Origin of the sequence: Paenibacillus cookii, assembly GCF_018333375.1 — a bacterium.
GTDB lineage: Bacteria > Bacillota > Bacilli > Paenibacillales > Paenibacillaceae > Paenibacillus_AQ > Paenibacillus_AQ cookii.
Window position 1 is genome coordinate 1 of sequence record NZ_BORW01000018.1, and the last position, 21,239, is coordinate 21,239.

The 21,239-nt window shown below is 54.0% G+C and carries 15 protein-coding genes; 13 read left to right on the forward strand and 2 right to left on the reverse strand.

The window, feature by feature from the left end; all coding sequences use genetic code 11:
- The first annotated feature begins 1,083 nt into the window (after positions 1–1,083).
- The gene (locus KI367_RS16125) at positions 1,084–2,163 is read left to right on the forward strand and encodes a Gfo/Idh/MocA family protein (RefSeq protein ID WP_036711473.1); all 1,080 of its coding nucleotides are present in this window, start codon (positions 1,084–1,086) and stop codon (positions 2,161–2,163) included.
- On the forward strand, positions 2,160–3,005 hold the full coding sequence (locus tag KI367_RS16130; RefSeq protein ID WP_212950886.1) for a Gfo/Idh/MocA family oxidoreductase: 846 nt from the start codon (positions 2,160–2,162) through the stop codon (positions 3,003–3,005). The genes KI367_RS16125 and KI367_RS16130 overlap by 4 nt, the downstream gene beginning before the upstream one ends.
- 137 nt (positions 3,006–3,142) lie before the next feature.
- On the opposite strand, the gene KI367_RS16135 is transcribed toward KI367_RS16130, so the two are convergent.
- Positions 3,143–4,339 (reverse strand): acyltransferase family protein, encoded by a 1,197-nt coding sequence (locus tag KI367_RS16135; RefSeq protein ID WP_036711382.1) that lies wholly within the window; start codon positions 4,337–4,339, stop codon positions 3,143–3,145.
- Between the two features lie 164 nt (positions 4,340–4,503).
- Between KI367_RS16135 and KI367_RS16140 the strand changes: the two genes are divergently transcribed.
- The 5 genes from KI367_RS16140 (at position 4,504) to KI367_RS16160 (ending at position 9,294) form a co-directional block, all read left to right on the forward strand.
- Positions 4,504–5,430, forward strand: coding sequence for an AraC family transcriptional regulator (locus tag KI367_RS16140; RefSeq protein ID WP_036711385.1), 927 nt, complete (start codon positions 4,504–4,506; stop codon positions 5,428–5,430).
- Between the two features lie 134 nt (positions 5,431–5,564).
- On the forward strand, positions 5,565–6,875 hold the full coding sequence (locus KI367_RS16145) for an ABC transporter substrate-binding protein (RefSeq protein WP_212950888.1): 1,311 nt from the start codon (positions 5,565–5,567) through the stop codon (positions 6,873–6,875).
- 74 nt (positions 6,876–6,949) lie between these two features.
- Positions 6,950–7,903, forward strand: a complete 954-nt coding sequence (locus KI367_RS16150; protein WP_212950890.1) for a carbohydrate ABC transporter permease — start codon at positions 6,950–6,952, stop codon at positions 7,901–7,903.
- A gap of 3 nt (positions 7,904–7,906) precedes the next feature.
- Positions 7,907–8,740, forward strand: coding sequence for a carbohydrate ABC transporter permease (locus KI367_RS16155; protein WP_212950892.1), 834 nt, complete (start codon positions 7,907–7,909; stop codon positions 8,738–8,740).
- A 182-nt stretch (positions 8,741–8,922) separates the two neighbouring features.
- Positions 8,923–9,294, forward strand: coding sequence for a hypothetical protein (locus KI367_RS16160; RefSeq protein ID WP_212950894.1), 372 nt, complete (start codon positions 8,923–8,925; stop codon positions 9,292–9,294).
- A 210-nt stretch (positions 9,295–9,504) separates the two neighbouring features.
- On the opposite strand, the gene KI367_RS16165 is transcribed toward KI367_RS16160, so the two are convergent.
- On the reverse strand, positions 9,505–13,983 hold the full coding sequence (locus KI367_RS16165; RefSeq protein ID WP_212950896.1) for a glycosyl hydrolase: 4,479 nt from the start codon (positions 13,981–13,983) through the stop codon (positions 9,505–9,507).
- A 655-nt stretch (positions 13,984–14,638) separates the two neighbouring features.
- Here KI367_RS16165 and KI367_RS16170 point away from each other — a divergent pair.
- From KI367_RS16170 to KI367_RS16195, 6 genes are all read left to right on the forward strand, one after another.
- Positions 14,639–14,797: a hypothetical protein gene (locus KI367_RS16170; RefSeq protein WP_212950897.1), complete on the forward strand. Its 159-nt coding sequence runs from the start codon at positions 14,639–14,641 to the stop codon at positions 14,795–14,797.
- Between the two features lie 457 nt (positions 14,798–15,254).
- On the forward strand, positions 15,255–15,854 hold the full coding sequence (locus KI367_RS16175; RefSeq protein WP_212950899.1) for a hypothetical protein: 600 nt from the start codon (positions 15,255–15,257) through the stop codon (positions 15,852–15,854).
- 587 nt (positions 15,855–16,441) lie between these two features.
- Positions 16,442–17,998: a stage V sporulation protein B gene (gene spoVB, locus KI367_RS16180; RefSeq protein WP_212950901.1), complete on the forward strand. Its 1,557-nt coding sequence runs from the start codon at positions 16,442–16,444 to the stop codon at positions 17,996–17,998.
- A 96-nt stretch (positions 17,999–18,094) separates the two neighbouring features.
- A complete protein-coding gene (locus KI367_RS16185) occupies positions 18,095–18,514 on the forward strand; it encodes a VOC family protein (RefSeq protein ID WP_212950902.1) in 420 nt (139 codons plus the stop codon).
- A 262-nt stretch (positions 18,515–18,776) separates the two neighbouring features.
- A complete protein-coding gene (locus KI367_RS16190; RefSeq protein ID WP_212950904.1) occupies positions 18,777–19,685 on the forward strand; it encodes an HD domain-containing protein in 909 nt (302 codons plus the stop codon).
- A gap of 122 nt (positions 19,686–19,807) precedes the next feature.
- Positions 19,808–21,202: an MATE family efflux transporter gene (locus tag KI367_RS16195; protein WP_212950906.1), complete on the forward strand. Its 1,395-nt coding sequence runs from the start codon at positions 19,808–19,810 to the stop codon at positions 21,200–21,202.
- Positions 21,203–21,239: the final 37 nt, after the last annotated feature.

A 21,239-nucleotide genomic window follows, 5' to 3' on the forward strand; every position in this document is an offset into this window, starting at 1 on the left:
TGTTCTAAAATTCTGCAAGTCTGCCCTTTTCTTCATCCATATAATACCATTTTCGAAAATTACCCCTTAACGACAGTGAATATGCTATCGCTTCTTCTCTGAAACGGAATTATGCAAAACACTCAATTAACATTTGAACCCTTAAGTTATAGTCTTTTTTCATTTCACTATTACCATTTATGAAATTTAAAGTGGCGATTGAAAGTGTAACCAATACGCCTAATACTGCTAATCCAATAGTTAACACTAATTTTATAAAAGCATCGACTGTTTGTTGAAAGGGGCTATTTTAACATCATGTGACATAACACGCATTTTCACTAATTTAAATTTACCAGAAGGCAGTTTTTTATAGGACTGATAAAGCCTATCTGTCAATGCCCACTCATTAAGAAAAGACCATTTCTTGCTAACTACAAGCCCGGGTAGAGGCATAATCAAGGCCTTTTTAAATTTTGAATAATTGAACCATTCAGAACCAATCATTAATACGGCAGCGGCAATGATGATAATAATGACCTCAAATGGAACGATACGAATCGACCTCTTTCTTGTTTTTTGATTCTTTATTACTTTATCGGCAAAAAGACTGCATTATTTGGAGGTGCTGATGGTGATGGTGTAGCATGGCGAGAAGGAGGTCCTGAGAGGGACAAGGCGCACACAAATATAACGGGAGAGCGGCTGAACGATGAAGCTACAGAACATCGCTGCCGCTTTTTCTATTGCGGATAACAAGGCCCGGAAGTGGAAGGCGCGGGCCATAAACTGCGAGGGAATAAGCCCATCCGTTGGTGCATAATTTTTTAAAATGACGGCGCATATGCCTGATCCGCTTCCGTTCCCGGGCGAGCTCGGCCGCGGGCGAAACGGATACGATAATCCTATTTTCATATACGATTTTGAAGTCAAATAAACCGCTTTCATGGTAACATGTCAGTAATTGGCCGTAACGGGTCACGAATGAAAAAGCTGCCGGCTTCAGCGGAGGATGGAGCTATTTTCGGATCACGTTTCCGGTCAATACTATACGCAATCCGGAGCTGCCTTTGCCGGGTTCAAAAATCGGAGGGGAAAAAAGCGATGACAAAAACGATGGTGGCCGTGATCGGCTGCGGAACGATCGCCAACGGCGCGCACATTCCGGCTTATATGGCCAATAAGGACGCCGAGATCAAGTATTTCTGCGACATTCGCAAGGAACGGGCCGAACAGGCGGTCGAGAAGTACGGCTGCGGCACGGCGGTGGAGGATTACCGCGTCATTTTGGAGGATCCGGACGTGGTGGCGGTATCGATTTGCACGCCGAACAATGTCCATGCCCCGATCGCGATCGACTGCATGCGCGCGGGCAAACACGTCCTGTGCGAAAAGCCGGCGGCCAGAACGTACAAGGAAGCGCTGGAGATGCAGAAGGTGCAGCACGAAACCGGCAAAACGCTGAACATCGGCGTCGTGAACCGCTTCAACAAAGGCGTCAACATTATCAAGCAGATGATCGAAAGCGGCGAGCTTGGCGAGCTGTACCACGTCGTCGTCAGCTTCCGCGCGCATCGCTCGATTCCCGGGCTTGGGGGCGATTTTACGACCAAGGCGGTTGCCGGGGGCGGGGCGCTGATCGACTGGGGCGTTCATTTCCTGGATATCGTCATGTATTGCGCGGGCGATCCGCGGCCGAAAACGGTGACGGGACAGGCGTACTCCAAGCTGGGCACGGACATGCAGAATTACGCTTACCTGAACATGTGGGCCGGCCCTCCGAATTACGAAGGCAGCTATGACGTGGATGATTTCGTGACGGCCATGATCCGCACGGAAGGACCGTCGATCACGGTCAACGGCGCATGGGCGCAAAATATCGGCGTAGAAGAAATGTACATCGATTTTCTCGGGGACAAGGCAGGCATCCGCCTGAAGTACGGCAAGGAGTTCACGCTTTATTCGGCAAAGCATGGCGCTTTGCTCGAAAGCACGCCGAACTATCCGAAAAGCGATGCCTTCCAGGAGGAGATCGACGCCTTTATCGCCGCGATCCATTCCGGGGAAAAGCTGCCGTCGCATATTGACACGGTGATCGTGACCGCCCAAATGATCGAGGCCATTTACCGTTCCTCGGAAGAAGGCCGCGAGATTTCCCTGCTGGAAGCGGGAGCGCTGGCATGAAGAAAATCGGCTTTATCGATTATTACCTGGACGAATGGCATGCCAATCAATATCCCGCATGGATTCGGGATGCCACCGGAGGCGCGATGGAGGTCGCCTTTGCATACGGCATGAAGGACGCCGGGCATGGGCTGAGCAACAAGGAGTGGTGCGCCAAAAACGGCGTGACGCCATGCGGAACGATCGAAGAGGTGGTTGCCCGAAGCGACTATCTGATCGTGCTGTCGCCCGACAACCCGGAGCAGCATGAGGCCCTTGCCGAGCTGCCGCTCGCTTCGGGGAAGCCGACCTACATCGACAAGACGTTCGCCCCGGACCGGGCGGCGGCCTTGCGTTTGTTCGAGCGGGCCGCGCGGCACCGGACGCCGCTGTATTCTTCATCCGCGCTGCGGTATGCCGCCGAATACGCGGAGGTCGAAAGGGAAGGCATCCAGGTGATCTCCAGCTGGGGCCCGGGTTTGCTGGAAAACTACTCGATTCACCAGATCGAGCCGATCGTGGCCTTGATGGGAACGGAAGCCAAACGCGTCATGTACACCGGCACGGCGGCCGCGCCGGCCCTGCTGATCGAGTTCTCGGGCGGCCGGCAGGCGACGATCCAGCAGCCGGGTCCGGGCTGTCCGTTTACGATGGCCGTCAACTACGCCTCGGGAGCCTGCCGCGTCGTGCAGCCGGCATCGGATTTTTTCCAGAGCTTTATACGGGACTTGGCCAGGTTTTTCGAGACCGGGGAAGCTGCCGTGCCGCCCGCCGAGACGATTGCCGTCATCAGTATCATCGAAAACGGGCTTATCGCCGCAAAGCAGCCATATCAATGGATCGAGCTGCCGGAAAGCGGATAAGCGCGAATCATAGAAAGCAGCCATTTCCGGGAAGACCCGGGGATGGCTGCTTATTTTGCTTGGGACGCGTCTTCTTTTGGATCGTTCCGATGTAAGCCTTGGCATGGGAAAGTGCGCCGGAAAGCGCCGCTTTTTTTCTACATGCTTTCGGTTTTTTCCGCCTTCACAGCACGCGCCTTTTTCCGAACCATCGGCTCGAAGATACGCTTGCTCCACCGGCCGAGCACGGAAAGGGTAACGGCATCGACAAATCGATAAAACCAATGGGCAAAAGCAAACATGATCGGGGTGGTTAGCAGAACGGTGAGCGCCACGCTAAAGCCGTAAGGAAAACGGGGGTGAAGCCGATCGAAGATAAAAGCTCCCAAGGAGCAGAGGATCGTAAAGTGGAGCAGATACAAGGAGAAGGAAAGGTCGCCGAGGTAGGAGAACGGTTTTCGGCTAAAAAACGATTGCAGGCGCGGCGAGATCAGCAGGGCCGTCAGGGTTAAACAGGCGCCTAGCGTGTGGTAAAACACAAAAAACGAAAAGTTGGACGAGTTCGGCCAGGTGAGGATCGAATAGATGGTGCCCTCGACGCCAACGTAGGGGTAGGAACCGAGATATAAGCCGGCGCACAGCAGAAAGGGGGTGGTCCAAGGCCGCCGGAGGAAGGCCAGCCGATCCCGGCCGCTATACTTCAGGTCGCTAAGCGCCATGCCGAAAACGAAACCCAGGTAATACGAGTCGATAAAAATCACGGCCAGGACCGCATAGGCGGCGACCCGAAGTCTGAACCGGCCGATGGTCAGGAGAAATCCGAAGATGAGGAAGGAACCGAGCAGCTCATAGGTCATGGTCCACAATACGGGATTGTAAGCGGACCCGTAACTAAAAAACGTATGGAACAAGGCCTCTTGAACCATGACGAGGACGTCCGGGCTGGCCGCAAACGGATCGGGCATCGAAGACGACGTCGTTTGACGAATATCGTCGAAATAGGCTAAGCCCAGCACCATGACAACGTAGGCGAGGAAAACGGACAAGGCCGCCGGAACGGCCAGGCGAAAATATCTGCGCAGCGCGGAGGAGTAAATATGTATCCGGTCTTTCGTGTGAAAAAACCGCCAGCTGAGCACAAAACCGCTCAAGACGAAAAAGACGCAGACGGAAAAGTTGCCGTTGAACAGCAGGTTGAGCGGCGTCCGCGCGGCAAGCCCTTCGAAGGCAAAGTGGGCGATTTCCGGTTTTCCTTCAAACACCGACGGCGCAAACACCTGAAAAAAATGAGAAACGACGACCACGCAAGCCGCCAAACCTCTAACCCCATCCAAATAAGCGATTTTTGACGTCATACCGATTCAACTCCCCCGATTGTTCATTTTCAGGGCTCCATTGTATTCGATTTTCGAGAGGAATGATTGTACTAACGTATCGGGTTGCAAAACGGGAAAACCGATTGAAAACCATGAGGCTGCCGTTACCGGGAAGGATCTATGCGGAGAGGAGTGATGACCGGATGAACAAGTCCGATATCGACCAATTGACCCGCGCAGGGGTCATTTATTTCAACTCCAAGCTGGAGATGCTGGAAGATTTGCATTGCAAGCTGTATCGGATGGATTCCCTCGTCAGCTTGTCCACCCATTTTCACGATTATTTTCAAATCTGGTACGTATCCAAAGGCGAATTTCTGCACACGTTCGGCTCCCGGCAGTACCGGATCAAAAAAGGGGACCTGTTTCTCGTGCCTCCTTTTACGCTGCACCGCATCCAGGCTTTCGAGGAAGAGGCCGAAATTTTCGGCTGCGAATTCATGCCGGCGTTCATCAACGAGCGGTTCGACGATCCGTCCGCGGATCGGGCGTTTTTTGACGCGAACTACCTGAAGCATTTCCTGCATTCGGATTCCTCCGCCCATTCGCAGATCGCGTTCGACGGCGTGACGGACGGGAAAATCCGCGCGTTGCTTCAGGACATGCTCCACGAATACGAGGAACGCGCGCCGTTTTTTCAAATCGTGCTGAAAGCGAATCTGCTGCAGCTGTTGTCGATGATCATTCGCCAGGTGAACGGGGAGATGGTCCGGGCCGGATTCCAAAAGATCGAAAGGTACCGGGACACGATGAATCAAGTCGTTGAATACATCGAACGAAACGCGCATGAGGACATCAAGCTGGAGCATGTGTGCGCCGTATCCAATTTGTCGAAGCCGACGTTCTGCAGGCTGTTCAAAGAGTGGACGGGCAAGACGTTTAACCGCTATCTCGTCGATTTGCGCATTTCCAACGCGCTTGTCCTGCTGCAGCGCCCGTCGATGTCGGTCACGGATGTCTGTTATGCCACGGGGTTCAACGAGCTCGCTTACTTTTGCAGGATTTTCAAAAAATACACGGGCATATCGCCCAACCAGTACCGGAAACAGGCGACGAACAAGCCGGTTTGATTTTAACGATAATCCAACTTATCGATACAATAGTGAAATTAACTAAAGCGCTTACATGCTACCATTAGGGTAACTGATCGCAGCAGGCGTTATTCGCTGGTGTTGCTGTCATAAGACTCAAGGAGGGAAGAGACATGAAGCGAAAAGGGAGTATATGGGGGCTTGTGTTCGTTTTGTTGCTTGCGATTTTATCCGGCTGCGGCGGCAAAAAACCTGCGGGCTCCGGCAGCGAAAGCGGCGAGCCGGCGGGCGGGGATGCCAAAAAAGAACCGGTGGAGCTTAGCTTTTGGTACGGATGGACCGGAACGGAAGCCGCAGCGCTTGAAAAGTTGATCCAAAAATGGAATGACATCCGTCCCGATATCCGGGTCAAGGGGCTGTCGCAAAGCGATTACCAAAAGCAGCTGACGGCCATCACGGGCGGCAATCCGCCCGATATCGCGTCCAACTTCGGCCAGGATGTCGTGCCGTGGGGCGAGCGGGGCGCCATGATGCCGCTGGACGATTACATCAAGAAGGACAACGTCGATTTGGGCGATTTTGTGCCCGCCGCCCTCAGCTCTTCCCAGTCCGACGGAAAAACGTACGCGCTTCCGATTGCGATGCACGTCTCGATGCTGTTTTACAACAAGGAGCTGCTGGAAAAAGCAGGCCTGAACGGTCCGCCGGAAACGATGGGCCAGCTTAAAGAATACATCGCGAAGCTGAGCGTCAAGGAGAATGGAGGCAAACTTCAGCGGCTCGGCCTGTGGCCGGGGGTAGACGCCTTCACGTTCAGCTACGCTTATGGCGGTTCTTATTACGATGCCGAGAACAAGCAGGTCACGCCGGACAACGCGGGCGTCAAAGCGGCCGTCGAGTTCGGCAAAGGGATTTGGGATCAATTCGGATCGAAGGAGCTGGACCGGTTTGCGTCCGGACTGGGGCAATACATGTCGCCGCAAAATCCGTTTTTCACCGGCAAATACGCGATGACGATCGACGGCGAATGGCTGCCGACGTTCATCAAACAATACGCCCCGAACTTGCAGTACGGCATCGCGCCGATTCCTTACGACGAAAACAACCCGAGCCTTAAACATCCGGGCAATGTGACCACCAGCGTGTTTTATATTCCAAAAGGCGTCAAACATCCGGACGAATCCTGGAAGTTCCTGAAATGGCTCACGGAGCCGGAGCAAATGGCGGAGTTTACCGCGGCCATCGGCAACCTCCCGACCCGAACCTCGCTGCAGCAGCATGAAATCTATAAGGATGTGCCGGGTTTCCAGGAATTTTTGCAATATTCGTCGAGCCCGAACCTGCACTCCTTCCCGGCGACGTCGTTTTCGGCGGAGTACATGACGGAGTTCACGACGCAATACAATGCGATTCTGCGCGGAGAAGTTGGCGTGGACGAAGGGTTAAAAAGGGTGAAGGACAAAATTCAGCCGCTAGTCAAATAATCCGGAATCAGGATCTAACTCAGCCGCTGCATGGCCGGGTTAGATCCCATTCGAATCACGAGGAGGACGGGTAGATGATAGACTCCATCTCCGGCAAAACGCCTTCAAGGAAAAAGGGATGGACGAGAAGGGAATGGCGTTACTTTTGGCTCGGGCTCGTCTTCGCTTCCCCATGGATCATCGGTTTCCTGATTTTTACCGTATATCCTTTCTTCAGTTCCCTGTACTTCAGTTTGACGGAATATGACCTGTTTAACCCCCCGAGATGGGTGGGCATCGACAATTACAAAGCGATCATGGAGGATCGGAGTTTCTATAAATCCATCACGAATACGCTGTTCATGGCGTTTATATCCGTGCCGATCACGCTGTTCAGCTCTTTGCTCATCGCCATGCTGCTGAATTTCAAGGTTAGAGGAATCAACTATTACCGCACGATGTTTTATCTTCCGGCGGTCATTCCCGGCGTGGCCAGCGCCTTGCTCTGGACCTGGATGCTGAACCCGGATTTCGGCCTGGTCAACATGTTCCTCCGTTGGGTCGGCCTGCCCGATCCCGCTTGGCTGCTGGACCCCCGGTTCACGAAGCCTTCCCTCGTTCTGATGGGGCTTTGGGGTTCGGGAGCAGGCGCGCTCATTTTTCTGGCCGCGCTGCAAGGCGTTCCGCAAACCTATTACGAAGCGGCCCAAGTCGACGGCGCCAACTGGTGGCATCGGTTTTGGAAAATTACGGTACCGGCGCTGTCGCCGATTATTCTGTTCCAGCTCATTATGGGCCTGATCGGCGCGTTCCAAATTTTTACGGAATCCTATATTCTGGCGGGCGGAAAAGCGGGCAGCGGCAGCTCGCTCGGCGGGCCCGGGCAGTCGTTGCTGTTTTACGCCGTCAATTTGTACCAGGAAGCGTTCATCCATTTGAAAATGGGTTACGCTTCCGCGCTGGCCTGGATTTTGTTCATCATCGTCATGCTGATTACGCTGCTGGTGCTGAAAACCTCAAAACGCTGGGTTTATTATGGAGGTGAATGACGGATGGGCGCCGCCAAGCTTTTTCGTACGAAGATTTTTCCGCATGCAATGCTGATCCTGTTCGCGATATTTTTTCTGTTTCCTTTCGTGTGGCTCGTGTTCACCTCGCTGAAGTCGTCCAATGAAATTTTCGAGCTGCCGCCGCGGATCATCCCGGAATCCTTTCAATGGGGAAATTATAAGGCCGCGTTCGAAACCGTGCCGTTTGGCCGATACATGCTGAATACGCTGGTGATCTGCGTGGTATGTATCATTGGGCAGTTGTTTGCCGCGCCGCTTGTCGCGTATTCCATTTCAAGGATTCCATGGGCGGGAAGCAAAATCATTTTTGCGATCGTCCTCGCCACGATGATTTTGCCGTCGCAGGTGCAGCTGATCCCGCAGTACATCATTTTTGCGAAGCTCGGGTGGATCAACACGATGCTGCCGCTGACGATCGGGGCGTTTTTCGGGGCGCCGTTTTATATTTTCTTGTTGAGGCAGTTTCTCCTGGGCGTCCCCAAAGAGCTGTCCGAGGCGGCGAAAATGGACGGGGCGTCGGAATTCCGGATTTACGCGCAAATCATTTTGCCGACGTTGAAGCCGGCGTTAGCGACGGTGGCATTGTTTACCTTCGTGGGTGCCTACACGGATTTTATGGGGCCGCTCATTTATTTGAACGACGCCGCCAAATGGACGCTGACGCTCGGCCTGCAGGGCTTCCAGCAGGATCACGGGGCCCAGTGGGAAAAGCTGATGGCCGCGTCGACGATTATGGCGATACCGATGATTTTGCTTTATTTTTTCGGGCAGAAGTATTATATGCAGTCGGGATCGGCTTTTACGGGGTTTAAGTGAAAGGCGGGAATTTGTGATTTACATGCAATGCGGTTAGAAAGTCGAAAAATGAAGAAGCCTTCTTCCCCCTCGGGAAGTCGGCTTCTTTTGCTATAGAAGGGATTTATTTGAAAATAGAGAATTGATTCCTTAGTAATCTTTTTAGCATATCGATCGAGTAAGGGGACCGGTGGGGAAGAGCAATGAAAGTTTATAACAAACATTACCTCAAAGCATGTGAAAGCTACTTGTACATGACCAAGGATGAAATTATCACCAGGCAGCTCCGAAGCGAGAACAGGCTGCTTTTTAATGAAACGATCGTCAAAGTAGGGTTCATCGTCTTTCTGTGGGCTATATTTTGGACATCAAGATTGGCGCTTGTTCATCAGCTTTCTTTTAGGTCATGGAGCTTGTATGTCATCATCGTTTATATTGGCCTGATGTATTATACCGGCCGGAGTTCGAAACGTTGTCGGGCATATAGCGATGCGGCTGAAGTTATGCTACAGTTTGACAGCGAAGAAGCCCGCCGCACCTACTTTGATGAAATGCTGAAGCCGCAGTTTCGGTAGGGAAACCGTATCTATATTTGCACATCGGACCACTATAATATGAGGCATAATCCCGGATAAAAGGAGCTGGCCTAAGTATGCATAAATCAGGCTTCTCCGCCAGAGCAAAAAAGTCAATATATCGTGCATAAAAAAGGCTGCCGAGAACCTTCTCGACAGCCTGCGGGTGCGTGCTTCAGGCAAACGTCCGTTTTTAATCCATTTGGTTTATCATAGCCCCTCGTCTTCACCGGGAGGAACATTTTCTTGGCTCGTGCCGCTTTCTTCTCCTGCTGGCTTTTCCTGAACGGGTGGTTCCGTGTGGCCGGTTGGTTCCTCCCCGGCTGCTCTCTCTTCAGGAAGGCTTGTTTCGTCCGTTCCGGCAGCCGGCTCCTTTTCGTCCAGGGTCACGTCATCCACGTACACCGTCATTTTGCCTTGCCCGTTCGGCGAGGAGATTTGCAGGCCGACCGCTTTGATTAGCGTCTTGTCGATGGCTTCGCCATTGAAATCCTTGCCGTTCAGGCTGAGCGTGATCCACTGGTATTCGCCGGTCAGCTCCACTTCATCGGTTGAAGCCCAGGCCCAGTTCGCTCCCGCTTTGATGAACAGCTTGGCTTTGGCGGTGCCGCCGGCGACCCGGGCGCGAACTTTTAACGTGTTGCCTTGGCTGAGGTCTTGGTCGCTCATGTAGGCAAGCTCGAAATGCTGGCCGCCGGGAGCCGTGGCCGGGAAATCTGCGCTGAGCACCTTGCTGCCGCCGTCCTCGGGGTTCGCGAGGTTGTCCGCGCCCAGCGTGTTGTCGTTCAACGTCCAGCCGGCAATGTTGTCGTTAAAATCGAACAGCACGCCCGGCGCGATGCCGCCGCTTTCGCTGCCGCTGGGCACGGTGCCGGCGTTCGGATCTAGCAGCGCATGGATGTCGTCAAAATACATGGACGACGTCAGCCGCTGGCCGTCCGGCACGGCGTTGGTGTAAATCGAAAAGGCCTGGACGTTCTTCAGGTTCGTTTTCGTCAGCGTGCCGGTTGCGCCGTTGGCGGGCTTGAATTCATTGAACGGCGCGGTGATCAGTGCGGGTTCGGTCGTTTTCGTGTCCGGGTAATATTCGTACGTTTTGCCGCCCACGTTGATTTGCATCACCAGCTTCTGTCCTTGGCCGTCCGGCTGGTACCAGAACTGCAGGGCGTTGAAGCCGGACCAATCGGCGCCGTTCATCGCTTTCGTGATGCCGGCGTAACCGCTGCCCGCCAAAGTGTACGTGTATTTCAGCCCGTAGCTGCCGCCATGCTTATGCGTGCCGTCCAGCGCAGCGCTCGCCGGGTCGCCGCCGGCATGCACGAACTTGCCGGCCAGGGCGTCGCTGCTTCCCAGATATCCCTCGAAGTCGTCGACCATTGCCGGGTCTCCCGATGTCTCGTGATAAGCGTTGTAAAGGCGGATGTTATCGACATAGACCGGCAGCGCTTCGCCGCCCGCATCCAGCCCGCTGCCCACGATGGACAAGGCGATGTCGTCGGCTGCCGCCAAGGCGTCCGCATTCGTAAAATCGATCGTCGGGCTGAATTTGACGTATTCCACGCCGTCGATCGTCTCCTTTGGCAGGGAAGCGAGCGGGACATACGTCGTATCCATGCCGTATTTATTGCTCCAATCCGGCGGCAGTTGTCCGACCGCGCGCAGGCTGGCGTTTACGCTGGCCTCCCCGGCGGACGCCGGCACCCACACGTCCATTTTGAGCCGTTTGATATCCGCGAGCGAGCTTGCCCCCGCTTTGGCCTTGGCATTTTTCAGCTCCAGCTTCAGCTCCTGCCACGAATCGGTTCCGTTCAAATGCGGGGCCCGGATCACCAGGGAGCCCCCGTTAAAATCGCTGTGCCCCACGCTTCCGTCATGCGTTTCCGTAAGCGAATCGGTATATTCGCCGTTGTATTGAACGCCTTCGACGTCGGCGGCCGTATCGAAGGTGTAGGCTCCGGCGAGCACCTCGCCGATTTTTACGAACACGGTGTTCGTTTGCTGATGCAGGACGGCGCCGTTTTGGCCGTAGACTTTGACGGTAACGTCCGCGGTTTTGCCGTTCAGGCCAGCCGCCGGCGTCCACTCCGCTTCGTAGTAGCCGCTGTCCGGGTTCAGCGCCATCGGGTATTCGGCGTCAGAGCCCTGGATGTTGTACGCGACGCGTTCCGGCGTTTCATTCAGGACGCGGGCGCGAAGCAATGCCGAGGCGTCTTTGATCGTGCTTTGGTTGGTTGGGGAGGCGATGTGCATGAAACCCCGCTCGGACGCAGTGTTGACCTTTTTATCGTAAGCTCCGGTCACGCCGTCGCTGAACAGCGTATACGCATCCTGGTAAAATTTCCGGAAGTCCGGCAGCATTTCATGCTCCTGGTTCGGATCGCCGGTCGGATATGGGACGTAAACCGAATCCGGCCCGAAGTTGGCCCAGGTTTGCATGTACGCCATCTTTTTCGCGTCCGGGTCGGATTTGAGCGTGTTTGCCAGCTTCGTGTAGAAGTCGGGCGTCGTATTGCCGGAGACCTTCATTTTCTGGTAGCCGAATTCGGTAAAGGCAGCGACTTTGCCGCGGCTGTCGGCGATTCGGGACACCGTTTTGGCTTCCGTCTTCACGCCGTTAAACCAGGAGTCGCCCTCGCCGTTGTAGTAGCTGTCGAACCCGAGGATGTCGACGTAGTCGTCGCCCGGGTAGGTTTTTAAGTAGGTATCCACGGAGTCGCCAAAACCGCCGCCCGGCGAGTAGGCGTAGAGGAAGTTGTGGACACCTTTCTTGTCGCGGAGATACTCGACCGTGTAGCGGTAGATTTCCTTATACTCGTCGGTCGTTGTAAAAGCAGCCCCCCACCAGAACCAGCTTCCGCTCTGCTCATGGAACGGCCGGAAGATGACTGGAATCGGCCTTCCGTCATCGGTTTTGAGGTGCAGGGCGAAGTCGGCGATCTGATCGAGAAAAGCGTTATACGCCGCATTCTTGTCCCCGCCCGGCAGGATGTGAGACACGACGTTGCCCTTGGTGTCGTAAAAATCCCCGCCGGTGACGAAGTTCGGCATATGGGAGCTGAGCGTCAGCACGCCGCCGTCGGCGTAGGCTTTCTTCATAACGGCGACAAGATTGTCCCGGCTTTGCTCGGCGTTGCCGGCTACGCCCGGTTTTTCCTTGCCTTCCAGGCTCAGCGTATCCCAACCGAAAAGCCCCGGATAGGCACCGACGCTGTTGAAAGTGTCGGACTGGGTTCCGTCCTTAGCCGTGATGGACATTCCTTCGGTCGTGGCATGCTGCTGGCCGAACAGGATGTTCTTGCCGCGGAGCTGGTTCAAATAGACGAACAGCGACTTGGTCCGGTCGGTCGCGGCGACGTCCACCAGATTGACGGTCGGGACGTTCTCCGCCGGGCTGCCTCCGTTGTCCCCGCCGCTTCCGCTTCCGCCGGAACTGGAACTGCCGCCTGTGCTGCCCGAGGAGCTGCCACCTGAGCCTGTGGTGCCTGTGCTTCCGGAAGGCGCAGGGCTTGCATTGACGGCTCCACCTGAGATGCTGGTCGTTCCAGGCGGAAGCGCCTTGCCGTTCAGCGTGACGCCGATGCCCTGGATCACCGCCTGCTTGATGCTGCCCGTGCCTGTGATTGCGGTGCCTGCGGCCGACGGGTCCACGGTCAGGGAAGCGATGGAGGCGCCAGCGCCGAGGCTCAGCTGCACCGGCTGGTTGAACTCGGCACTGTCGATGCTCGAGCTGTCACCTGCGTCCAGCTTGGACGGGCTGTTTGCGGCCAGCTGCCCGATATGGGTCGTGCCGGCCAGCTGCACATGCACCTGGCCGTCGCGGCGGTTGACGAGAACGCTGCCGAGGTCGGAGTCCTTCACGATGACCGTGTGGGCGCCGCCGCCTTCGATGAAAGTGGTGCCCTGAACCGTGACATGATCCAGGGTGACCTCGCCGTCGCCAATTCCTGGCGCCAGATATAAATTGCCCTGGATGACAGCGTCCTTCAGGACGACACCCCCGTGGTTCACCACGGCACTGCCTTGAATCTTCCCGGCGGTATAAGTACCCGCAGCAGGATAGTATGCGCTGACCAGCTTATCGATCAGGGTAACTATTTCTGCGCGGGTAATAGGTTCCTCGGGACGGAGGGTCCCGTTCGGGTAGCCTTGGAAGTAACCGGAGAGCGCCCGGACCGCTTCGCGGGCGTACACCCCGATGTGCTCTTGGTCTGGATAGTTAAGGGTAGAGGCTGCTTCGTTTCCGCTGAATTCAAACGCCCGTGCCAGCAGCACCGCAGCGTCCTGACGGGTTAGCGGTTCACCTGGCTTGGCCGCGTTGCCGGGATATCCGGTATAGTAGCCGGCTTCCCTGGCTATGGAGAAAGCGCTTGCAAACCAGGAGTCGGCGGGGACATCCGCATAAGCTTCCTTCGACTGGGCCGCAAAGCCGAACAAATGATTTATGAGCGAGACGAACTCTGCACGCGTGATTTCTGCATTAGGGCGGAAGGTGTGATCCGGATAGCCCTGGATCAGCCCGCTGCTCAGCCATTTTTGCACGCTGGCCTGTGCCCAGTGCCCCGTAAGGTCCTTGGCGATTATTCCGCTGAGGTCCGTTTGGGCAGCTGCCGATCCGTAGGCGGGAGACAGCAGTGAAGCGATCAATACCGCCGATAGGGTAGTGCCCAGCCATTTGGATGACTTTTTCATGAAAACTCCCCTTGATTGATAGAAGATAAAGGGCTAACAAAGCGGTTGTTAAGCTAACAGAGTATCATATTTGAAAAGTATGTAATCGCTTTATTTATCCCTTTTCGAGTCAATATACTATCATAACGGGGTGTGGATGGCAATAATCAAGTTATATTATTTTGCTAATTAAATAATAACAAATATAAAAATGTTATTTTTTGCCTGGATCATCGTTCAAAGGAAAAAGCCCCCGCATTCGAAAAGAATGAGGAGGCCGAGGGGGTATGCGCTTTTCAATGGAGGGGAGGGAGCGAGAATCAGCGTTTTGAGGTTCTCTTCCTGATATTTGTCCAAGCCTACAAAGACCGCAGTATAGCAGATTCCGTCAAATCAAATCAGGGCACCCCAAACGGGCACCCTTCATCTATTGGAAGAATCATATCCTTACCAGTATTCATATGAATCAGGTTTGGCGAAGGCAGTTGCCGAAGACAACACCCTTAGTATTTCGATTGATGAATATAGTGACTAAAACTCCAAGTAACGCTCCGTTACTTGGAGTTTTAGATGTGCATTAGCTAGAGATCGCTTTAAAATTCGGTGCTCGCGGGCCCAGCTAACTGGAGGGGTTACCCTCGGTACAATTACAGTATTGGAGTTAATAAGTAAAAGAATGGGGATTAAAGTCCCAGCAAGAGTTGAAACATCAATTACTACTTTTGTAGGTGCAGTTACAAGCTATGGCATCACTACTTTTTATAGAAATTTTAAAGATACTGGAGTATTATTCAAACAAAATTGGTTGGGTGAGTTTTGGTTTGAACGTCCATAAATACAATCGATAGGAGATGGTATCTATTGAACCTTCGACTAAAGGAATTATTCAAAATGTACAAGGTTCGAAAAAGATATCTCTTGGATTTTGTCGCCTTACCGTTCATTATTACTTTTGCAACGTTCACATCAAATCCTCAATCGCCACTTACAAAGTATATAATCACCTATATAACGTTACTTTTTTTATCCTTATTAATCTATGCGATAATTCATCGAGATACCAAGTAATGGACAAAACTCCAGGTAACAAACTGTTACTTGGAGTTTTAGCTTTGCATTCTCTAAAGCCCGCTTCAAAACTCTGCTCTAACTTGCCCAACCAGAACACCTCGATTTCCCCTCAACTGCCCGGCACCAGGTACGAATAACAAGGAGTATCGGACTTATTACGTAACCAGCCAGACTTGGCTGAGGCTGGACTAAAGCAAATCTCGTTTGACGGTTTGGAAGGCTTGTATGCGACAGGACAGGACGGTTACGGCGTCAACCGGTTCGTGAATATGTGCTACGAGCGCTGGGGCAGCGAAGTCATCAATGATGCGAGTATTGTTGTGCCGAATTATTTATGGCATATATTTACCCGCTTCAATTGGGGTGAACCGTGGGGTGCTCGCACCCGCGAAGGCCAGCTTGAACTTCGGCTCAGCAACCAGCGCTATTTCAAACGAAATTTCATACCGCCCATGCTTGGCTGGTTCCTGATCCGTTCTGCTTCGGAGCGCTTTGAAGCGACTGCTCTGGATGAAATTGAATGGGTGCTGTCGAAAGCGGCAGGATTTAACGCCGGCTTCTCACTGGTGGCCGACATGGCTGTACTTGAGCGTAACGGCAATATCAATATATTGCTCGATAGCGTGCGTGTCTGGGAGGAAGCCCGGCATGCGCAGGTTTTTACCGCGGAGCAGCGTCAACGGCTTTGCGATGCGAAAAGCGACTGGCATCTGGAGGAAGCGGGAAGGGGGAGATGGAAGCTGTATCCGATTGCTATTTCCAAACCGTTCGTTTGCAGTACGGAAGAGCTGCAGCCCGGCCAGCCGGGCAGTGCTGACTGAGCCTTTTACAACAAGTATGCGGCTCAGCCGCTCCGTTTCTGCCTGCGCGTGATGCCTTCTTACGGCAATGAAGATGCAACAGTGGAGCGTCCGACGATTTATACGAACGGCACGTTTATGACTTTTGAAACTGAAGTTGCCGTCAATGAGTATCTGGTCTGCGAGGGCGCCTCCGAAGGCAAAATCTATAATCGGAGAACTGGAATCTCCTGAGAACCGTCAAGACATCCGCCGAGGCGCCGACTGTAGCCGCAGGCGGGCAGACATTGTCGTTCAGTTGCAAATTCAAGGGAGATCCGAAGCCGGTTGTCAGCGTTAAAGTGTTCACCCGGGGGGAACCGGAGCAGATCGGAGCGAATTAGCAGCACCGATAGAACAATATATGTTTGAATGCAGCGCCCCCATTGGCAAACGTATTTTACCGATCCATTGAAATGGGCGAGTTTCCTCGATCGTTGCGCGATATGCGTTTTAGGAATTTTATGGAGGAATAAGGCCGTTTTCGCAACCTTGTCTGCATGTATTGCCCCCTGTCCGAATAAGCTTAAAAAATAGAACAGGACAAACAGTAGGTGGGGATGCGACCAATGGGACTAAAAAAGCAAAGTTTTATTCGCGGAACGTTTGTGTTGACCGTATCGTCGTTTTTTACCAAAGGGCTCGGTTTTGTGAACGGCATTTTGCTGGCGCGTTTTTTGGGGGCGGAAGGGGTCGGGCTGCTCATGATCGCCCATCCGCTGCTGCCGTTGTTTATTACGATGACGGAGCTCGGGCTTCCGGTCGCCATTTCGAAGCTCGTGTCGGAGGCGGAGGCCAAGGGGGATGAAGCGCGGATCAAACGGATTTTGGCCGTATCTTTATCGGTCACGGGCACGCTGAGCGTCGTATTGACCTTGGCGGCCCTTTTCGGCTCCAAATGGATCGCTTCGATCGTTTTGGCCGATCAGCGGGCGTATTACGCGATGGTTGCGATTACGCCGATCATTCCGATCATCGCCATGTCCGCCGTGTTGAAGGGATATTTTCGCGGCAGGCAAAACATGAACCCGCTCGCCCTATCCGACATCATCGAAAACCTGGCGCAGATCGTCGTCATTATCGGCGTCGTGAACATCCTGATTCCTTACGGGATCGCATACGCCGCCGCGGGGGCGATGGCCGCTTCCGTCGTTGGCGAAGGCGTCGGGCTGCTTTATCTGTTTTCGGTATTCAAATGGGCGCACCGGGGAAAAGGCAAGGAAAAACCTGCGCTTGTCCCCCGAAGATCGCCCAAAGGGGACCGCACGCTAAGAGACCTGCTGCGCATCGGCCTGCCGATGACGGGCAGCGGCTTCATCCATTCCTTGTACCACGCGTTTCTGCCGCTGGTCATTACGAAAAGCCTGGTGCTGTTCGGGGTCGGCGTCGAGATGGCAACCAAGCAGTTCGGCCTGCTGGCCGGGTACGCCATTCCGCTGCTGTTTCTCCCCGGCTTTTTTACCCAATCGCTTTCGACCGCGTTGATCCCGGCCATCAGCGAAGCGAGCGTCGACAACAACAGCCAGCTCGTGCACAGCAGAATGGACATGGCCATGCGCACCGCGCTTCTCGTCGGCGTGCCTTGCACCCTGATCCTGTACTTATGGGCCGAACCGTTAACGACCGTGATCTATCACGCCCCCGAAGCAGGCGTTTTGCTGCAGCTGTTGGCCCCGCTGTTTTTTCTCCATTATTTCGAAAAGCCGCTGCAGGCCATTTTGCTCGGGTTGGGCAAAGCGTCCACGGTCATGTGGAACCATGTGATGACGAACATTTTCGAAATGAGCCTCATTTTCGTGCTGGGCTCCAACATCGGAATCAAAGGGGTGGCGGTGGCCTTCGGGCTGGGCACGCTGCTGCTGACCGTGCTGAATTTTTTTGCCGTGGCCCAAACGATCGGATTTTATTTCGATTTTCGCGTGTTGCTGAAAGCGGGAGCGGGCGGAATCGTCATGACGGTAACCAGCCTGGCGGCCCACCGTTTTCTCGAACGCATGGAGCTGGGGCAGACGATCGCGTTGATCGGGGCGTTGCTCGTTTCGATCCTCGCCTACCTCGGAACATTGCAGCTGACCCGGGCTTTGCGGAGCGGACCGAAGACGCCGACGATGACGCCGGTTTCCTGAGAGGGCAAACATAAACACTGACATACAGTCGTCAGTCATGTTTCGTTATCCTATCCATAGAGGACGATATCCAATGAATTTTGGGAGGGACGAAAAATGAAAAAACAAACTTTGCGCGGATTTGCGACGATCAGTTACTGGGCGGATGACGTGGAGGCGGCAAAAAAGTGGTATGCGGAGCTGCTTGGCATGCAGCCTTATTTTGAGCGGCAAGGACCGGACGGGCGGCTCGTTTACGCCGAATTCCGCGTCGGGGACTATCAGCATGAATTGGGCCTGATCGACCGGCGTTTCGCTCCCGCGCGTTCCACGGCAGCTCCCGGGGGCGCCATCATGTACTGGCATGTTGACGATATCGAAGCGGCACAGGAGCAATTAAAGAGCATGGGCGCTGAAGAATACGAACCGGTCACTCATCGTGGGCAAGGGTTTGTTACGGCTTCGGTGACGGATCCGTTCGGTAACGTCCTGGGGATCATGTACAATCCGCATGATTTGGATATGCTGAATCCCTGAATTTGACGCACGTACTCCTTAGCAAGTCGCCTAATCGGCGGCTTTTTTCTTTTCAGAAAAGAACCATGCCGCGCAACGCGAAATATAGTATTAAAACTTCCCGGCAAAGGGCAAAAAAGCAATGAGCGAGCTGATGTCCAAAATAGGGATCGACTTCCCGAAACGGTTCGTTCATAATAACGGTAATCGATCGGAGTATACATCGAATGCCGGCCGTACCTTTGGTCTATGGTTAAAATACTCGCAAAGGATGTGAAAAACCATGAATCGAATCGACGCAGCCATCGAATTTGCGGCCTACGCCCATCGGAACCAGTTCAGAAAAGGAAGCGAAATCCCTTATATCAGCCATCCTTTCGGCGTGGCGATGATTCTGCTTGAAGCCCAATGCAAGGAGGAGGTCGTCATGGCCGGCCTGCTTCACGACACGCTCGAGGATACCGACACCACGGACGAAGACATCCGCAGCCGATTCGGCGAGGAGGTGCTGCGCCTGGTGCAGGGCGCGTCCGAACCGGACAAAAGCCTGTCGTGGGAAGCGCGCAAGGAACATACGCTGGAATTTTTGAAAAGCGCCGACCTGTCCACCAGGCAGCTGTCCTGCGCGGACAAATTGCATAATTTGCGCTCCGTCCGCAGGGATTTTGCTGACCTTGGCGACGAGGTATGGAATAAATTCAAAAGGGGTTACGACAAGCAGAAATGGTATTACGTCAACCTGGTGGAAAGCCTCGGGCACGCCTCGCGTTTTCCGCTATTGGATACGTTCCAGGACGAGGTCGAGTCGTTTTTCATGGGGCTGGAGTTTTCCGCAGAGGAGAAAAGCTGCCGCAGAAACCCCAAGTTTTTCGATGCGATGTTTGAATGTTTATTCGCCTCCCCCGAGCGGGTGGCCCAAATCGAAGGCGAGTTGGAGAAAAAGGGGCTGCTCGCCTGCAAGCGGTCCGTCTTCGAGCGGATCGGGCGCTGCAGGCAAGGGGATGGGGAATGCGCGGAGAAAAAAGTTGAGATGTTTCGCTACTTGACTTCGCGCGGCATCGACTTCGAACCCAATTCGGAGGGCACGGATATCATCATTTCGGCCTGCGCGGCCATGCAGGAGGCGTTCCGGCTGTACCCGCATGAAGTGTACCATCATCTTCTCCGCAGTTTGAAGAAGGGCCTTTTATAGACCGCCGCGAGGGTTGCTATGGAGCATTTTTTCGAAAAAAACGAATCCATCCCATCCATTCCGCCCAAACCGTGCTATAATACGGTGAACGCTTTAAACTACACGGAAGAAGAGATGACATTTTGGGTACGCCAGCTCCATATTACAAACAGAAAACGAATGTATTCCTGAATAAGTATTTTACCGGAAGCAAGCTTGATTACAGGCAAATTATCGCGATCATTATCCCGATATTTGTGGATCAAGCTTTTATTATTTTAATGAGCCTGTTGAACACGGCAATGATCGCCTCCTCCGGGGTGGCGGCCGTCAGCGCGGTCAGCATGGTGGATTCGCTGAACATTTTCCTCGTGAACGTCTTTATTGCCGTCGCGACGGGCGGGACCGTCATCGTGGCGCAGTACAAGGGCAGCGGGAACGACAGCATGGTATCGAAAACGGCCGCGCAGGCCATTACGGCGGTGGCGTTCATTTCGGTCCTGCTGTGCGTGCTCGTGATCGCTTTTCACACCCCTTTGCTGAATTTGCTGTTCGGGCAGGCGGAAGCCGACGTCTTCCAGAATGCAAGACTGTATCTGATCGGCAGCTGCCTTTCGTACCCGTTTATCGCGGTGTTCCAAGCCGTGACCGGAGCGCTCCGAGGCGTGGCGGAGACGAAAGCGTGCCTCGGGTTGTCCCTGATTTTGAACCTGTCCTATTTATTGCTGAACATTTTATTCATTACCGTGCTCGATATGGGCATCATGGGACTTATTATTTCGCTGATTACGGCAAGGGTGCTCGGCATGGGCATTTCGCTGTTTTATTTGATCCGCATGAATCATACGCTTCGCTACCGCATCAAGGATGCGCTGAAGATCGATTTTTCGCTGTTGAAAAAGATCATGATCATCGGCATCCCGTTTGCCGCGGAGCAGATGTTTTTTAACGGCGGCAAACTGCTGACGCAGACGTTTATCGTGCAGCTCGGCACGCTGGCGATTACGGTGAACGCGATCGGCGGTTCGATTTCGCTCCTGTTCCAGATCGGGGGCAGCGCGCTCAGCATCGCCGTCGTCACGGTGGTCGGCCAGTGCATCGGGAACGGCAACATTCCGGACGCCCGGAAATTCATCAAGTCCTTTATCGGGCTGTCGACGGTGTTTTTTATCGTGATCGCGGCCATCATTTTGCCGCTGTTCCCGTGGATCGTCAATCTGTTTTCGCCGCCGGCCGAAATCGTTCCGGACATTTTTAACCTCACGCTTCTCATCGCCATCACGCAGCCGATTTTCTGGTCCGCCAGCTTCATCATGCCGTCGGCGCTGCGCGCGGCCGGGGATTCGAACTTTACCTCGATCACGTCGCTGCTGTCGATGTGGGTGCTGCGCGTCATTTTGGGTTATGTGCTTGCCATCCCGCTGAAATTCGGCATCATGGGCGTCTGGGTGGCGATGGTCACCGAATGGGGCGTGCGCGGGGCGATTTTCTGGTGGCGCTTCAGGGGCGAGAAGTGGTACCGGCGGAAGTTGATCTGATATCGAATCGCAACGAACAAGCGGGCAGCAATAGAGA

Coding starts and splice junctions, on each gene's coding strand:
- KI367_RS16125 (WP_036711473.1), top strand. CDS start 1,084: ATGACAAAAACGATGGTGGCCGTGATCGGCTGCGGAACGATCGCCAAC.
- KI367_RS16130 (WP_212950886.1), top strand. CDS start 2,160: ATGAAGAAAATCGGCTTTATCGATTATTACCTGGACGAATGGCATGCC.
- KI367_RS16135 (WP_036711382.1), bottom strand. CDS start 4,339: ATGACGTCAAAAATCGCTTATTTGGATGGGGTTAGAGGTTTGGCGGCT.
- KI367_RS16140 (WP_036711385.1), top strand. CDS start 4,504: ATGAACAAGTCCGATATCGACCAATTGACCCGCGCAGGGGTCATTTAT.
- KI367_RS16145 (WP_212950888.1), top strand. CDS start 5,565: ATGAAGCGAAAAGGGAGTATATGGGGGCTTGTGTTCGTTTTGTTGCTT.
- KI367_RS16150 (WP_212950890.1), top strand. CDS start 6,950: ATGATAGACTCCATCTCCGGCAAAACGCCTTCAAGGAAAAAGGGATGG.
- KI367_RS16155 (WP_212950892.1), top strand. CDS start 7,907: ATGGGCGCCGCCAAGCTTTTTCGTACGAAGATTTTTCCGCATGCAATG.
- KI367_RS16160 (WP_212950894.1), top strand. CDS start 8,923: ATGAAAGTTTATAACAAACATTACCTCAAAGCATGTGAAAGCTACTTG.
- KI367_RS16165 (WP_212950896.1), bottom strand. CDS start 13,983: ATGAAAAAGTCATCCAAATGGCTGGGCACTACCCTATCGGCGGTATTG.
- KI367_RS16170 (WP_212950897.1), top strand. CDS start 14,639: ATGGGGATTAAAGTCCCAGCAAGAGTTGAAACATCAATTACTACTTTT.
- spoVB (WP_212950901.1), top strand. CDS start 16,442: ATGGGACTAAAAAAGCAAAGTTTTATTCGCGGAACGTTTGTGTTGACC.
- KI367_RS16185 (WP_212950902.1), top strand. CDS start 18,095: ATGAAAAAACAAACTTTGCGCGGATTTGCGACGATCAGTTACTGGGCG.
- KI367_RS16190 (WP_212950904.1), top strand. CDS start 18,777: ATGAATCGAATCGACGCAGCCATCGAATTTGCGGCCTACGCCCATCGG.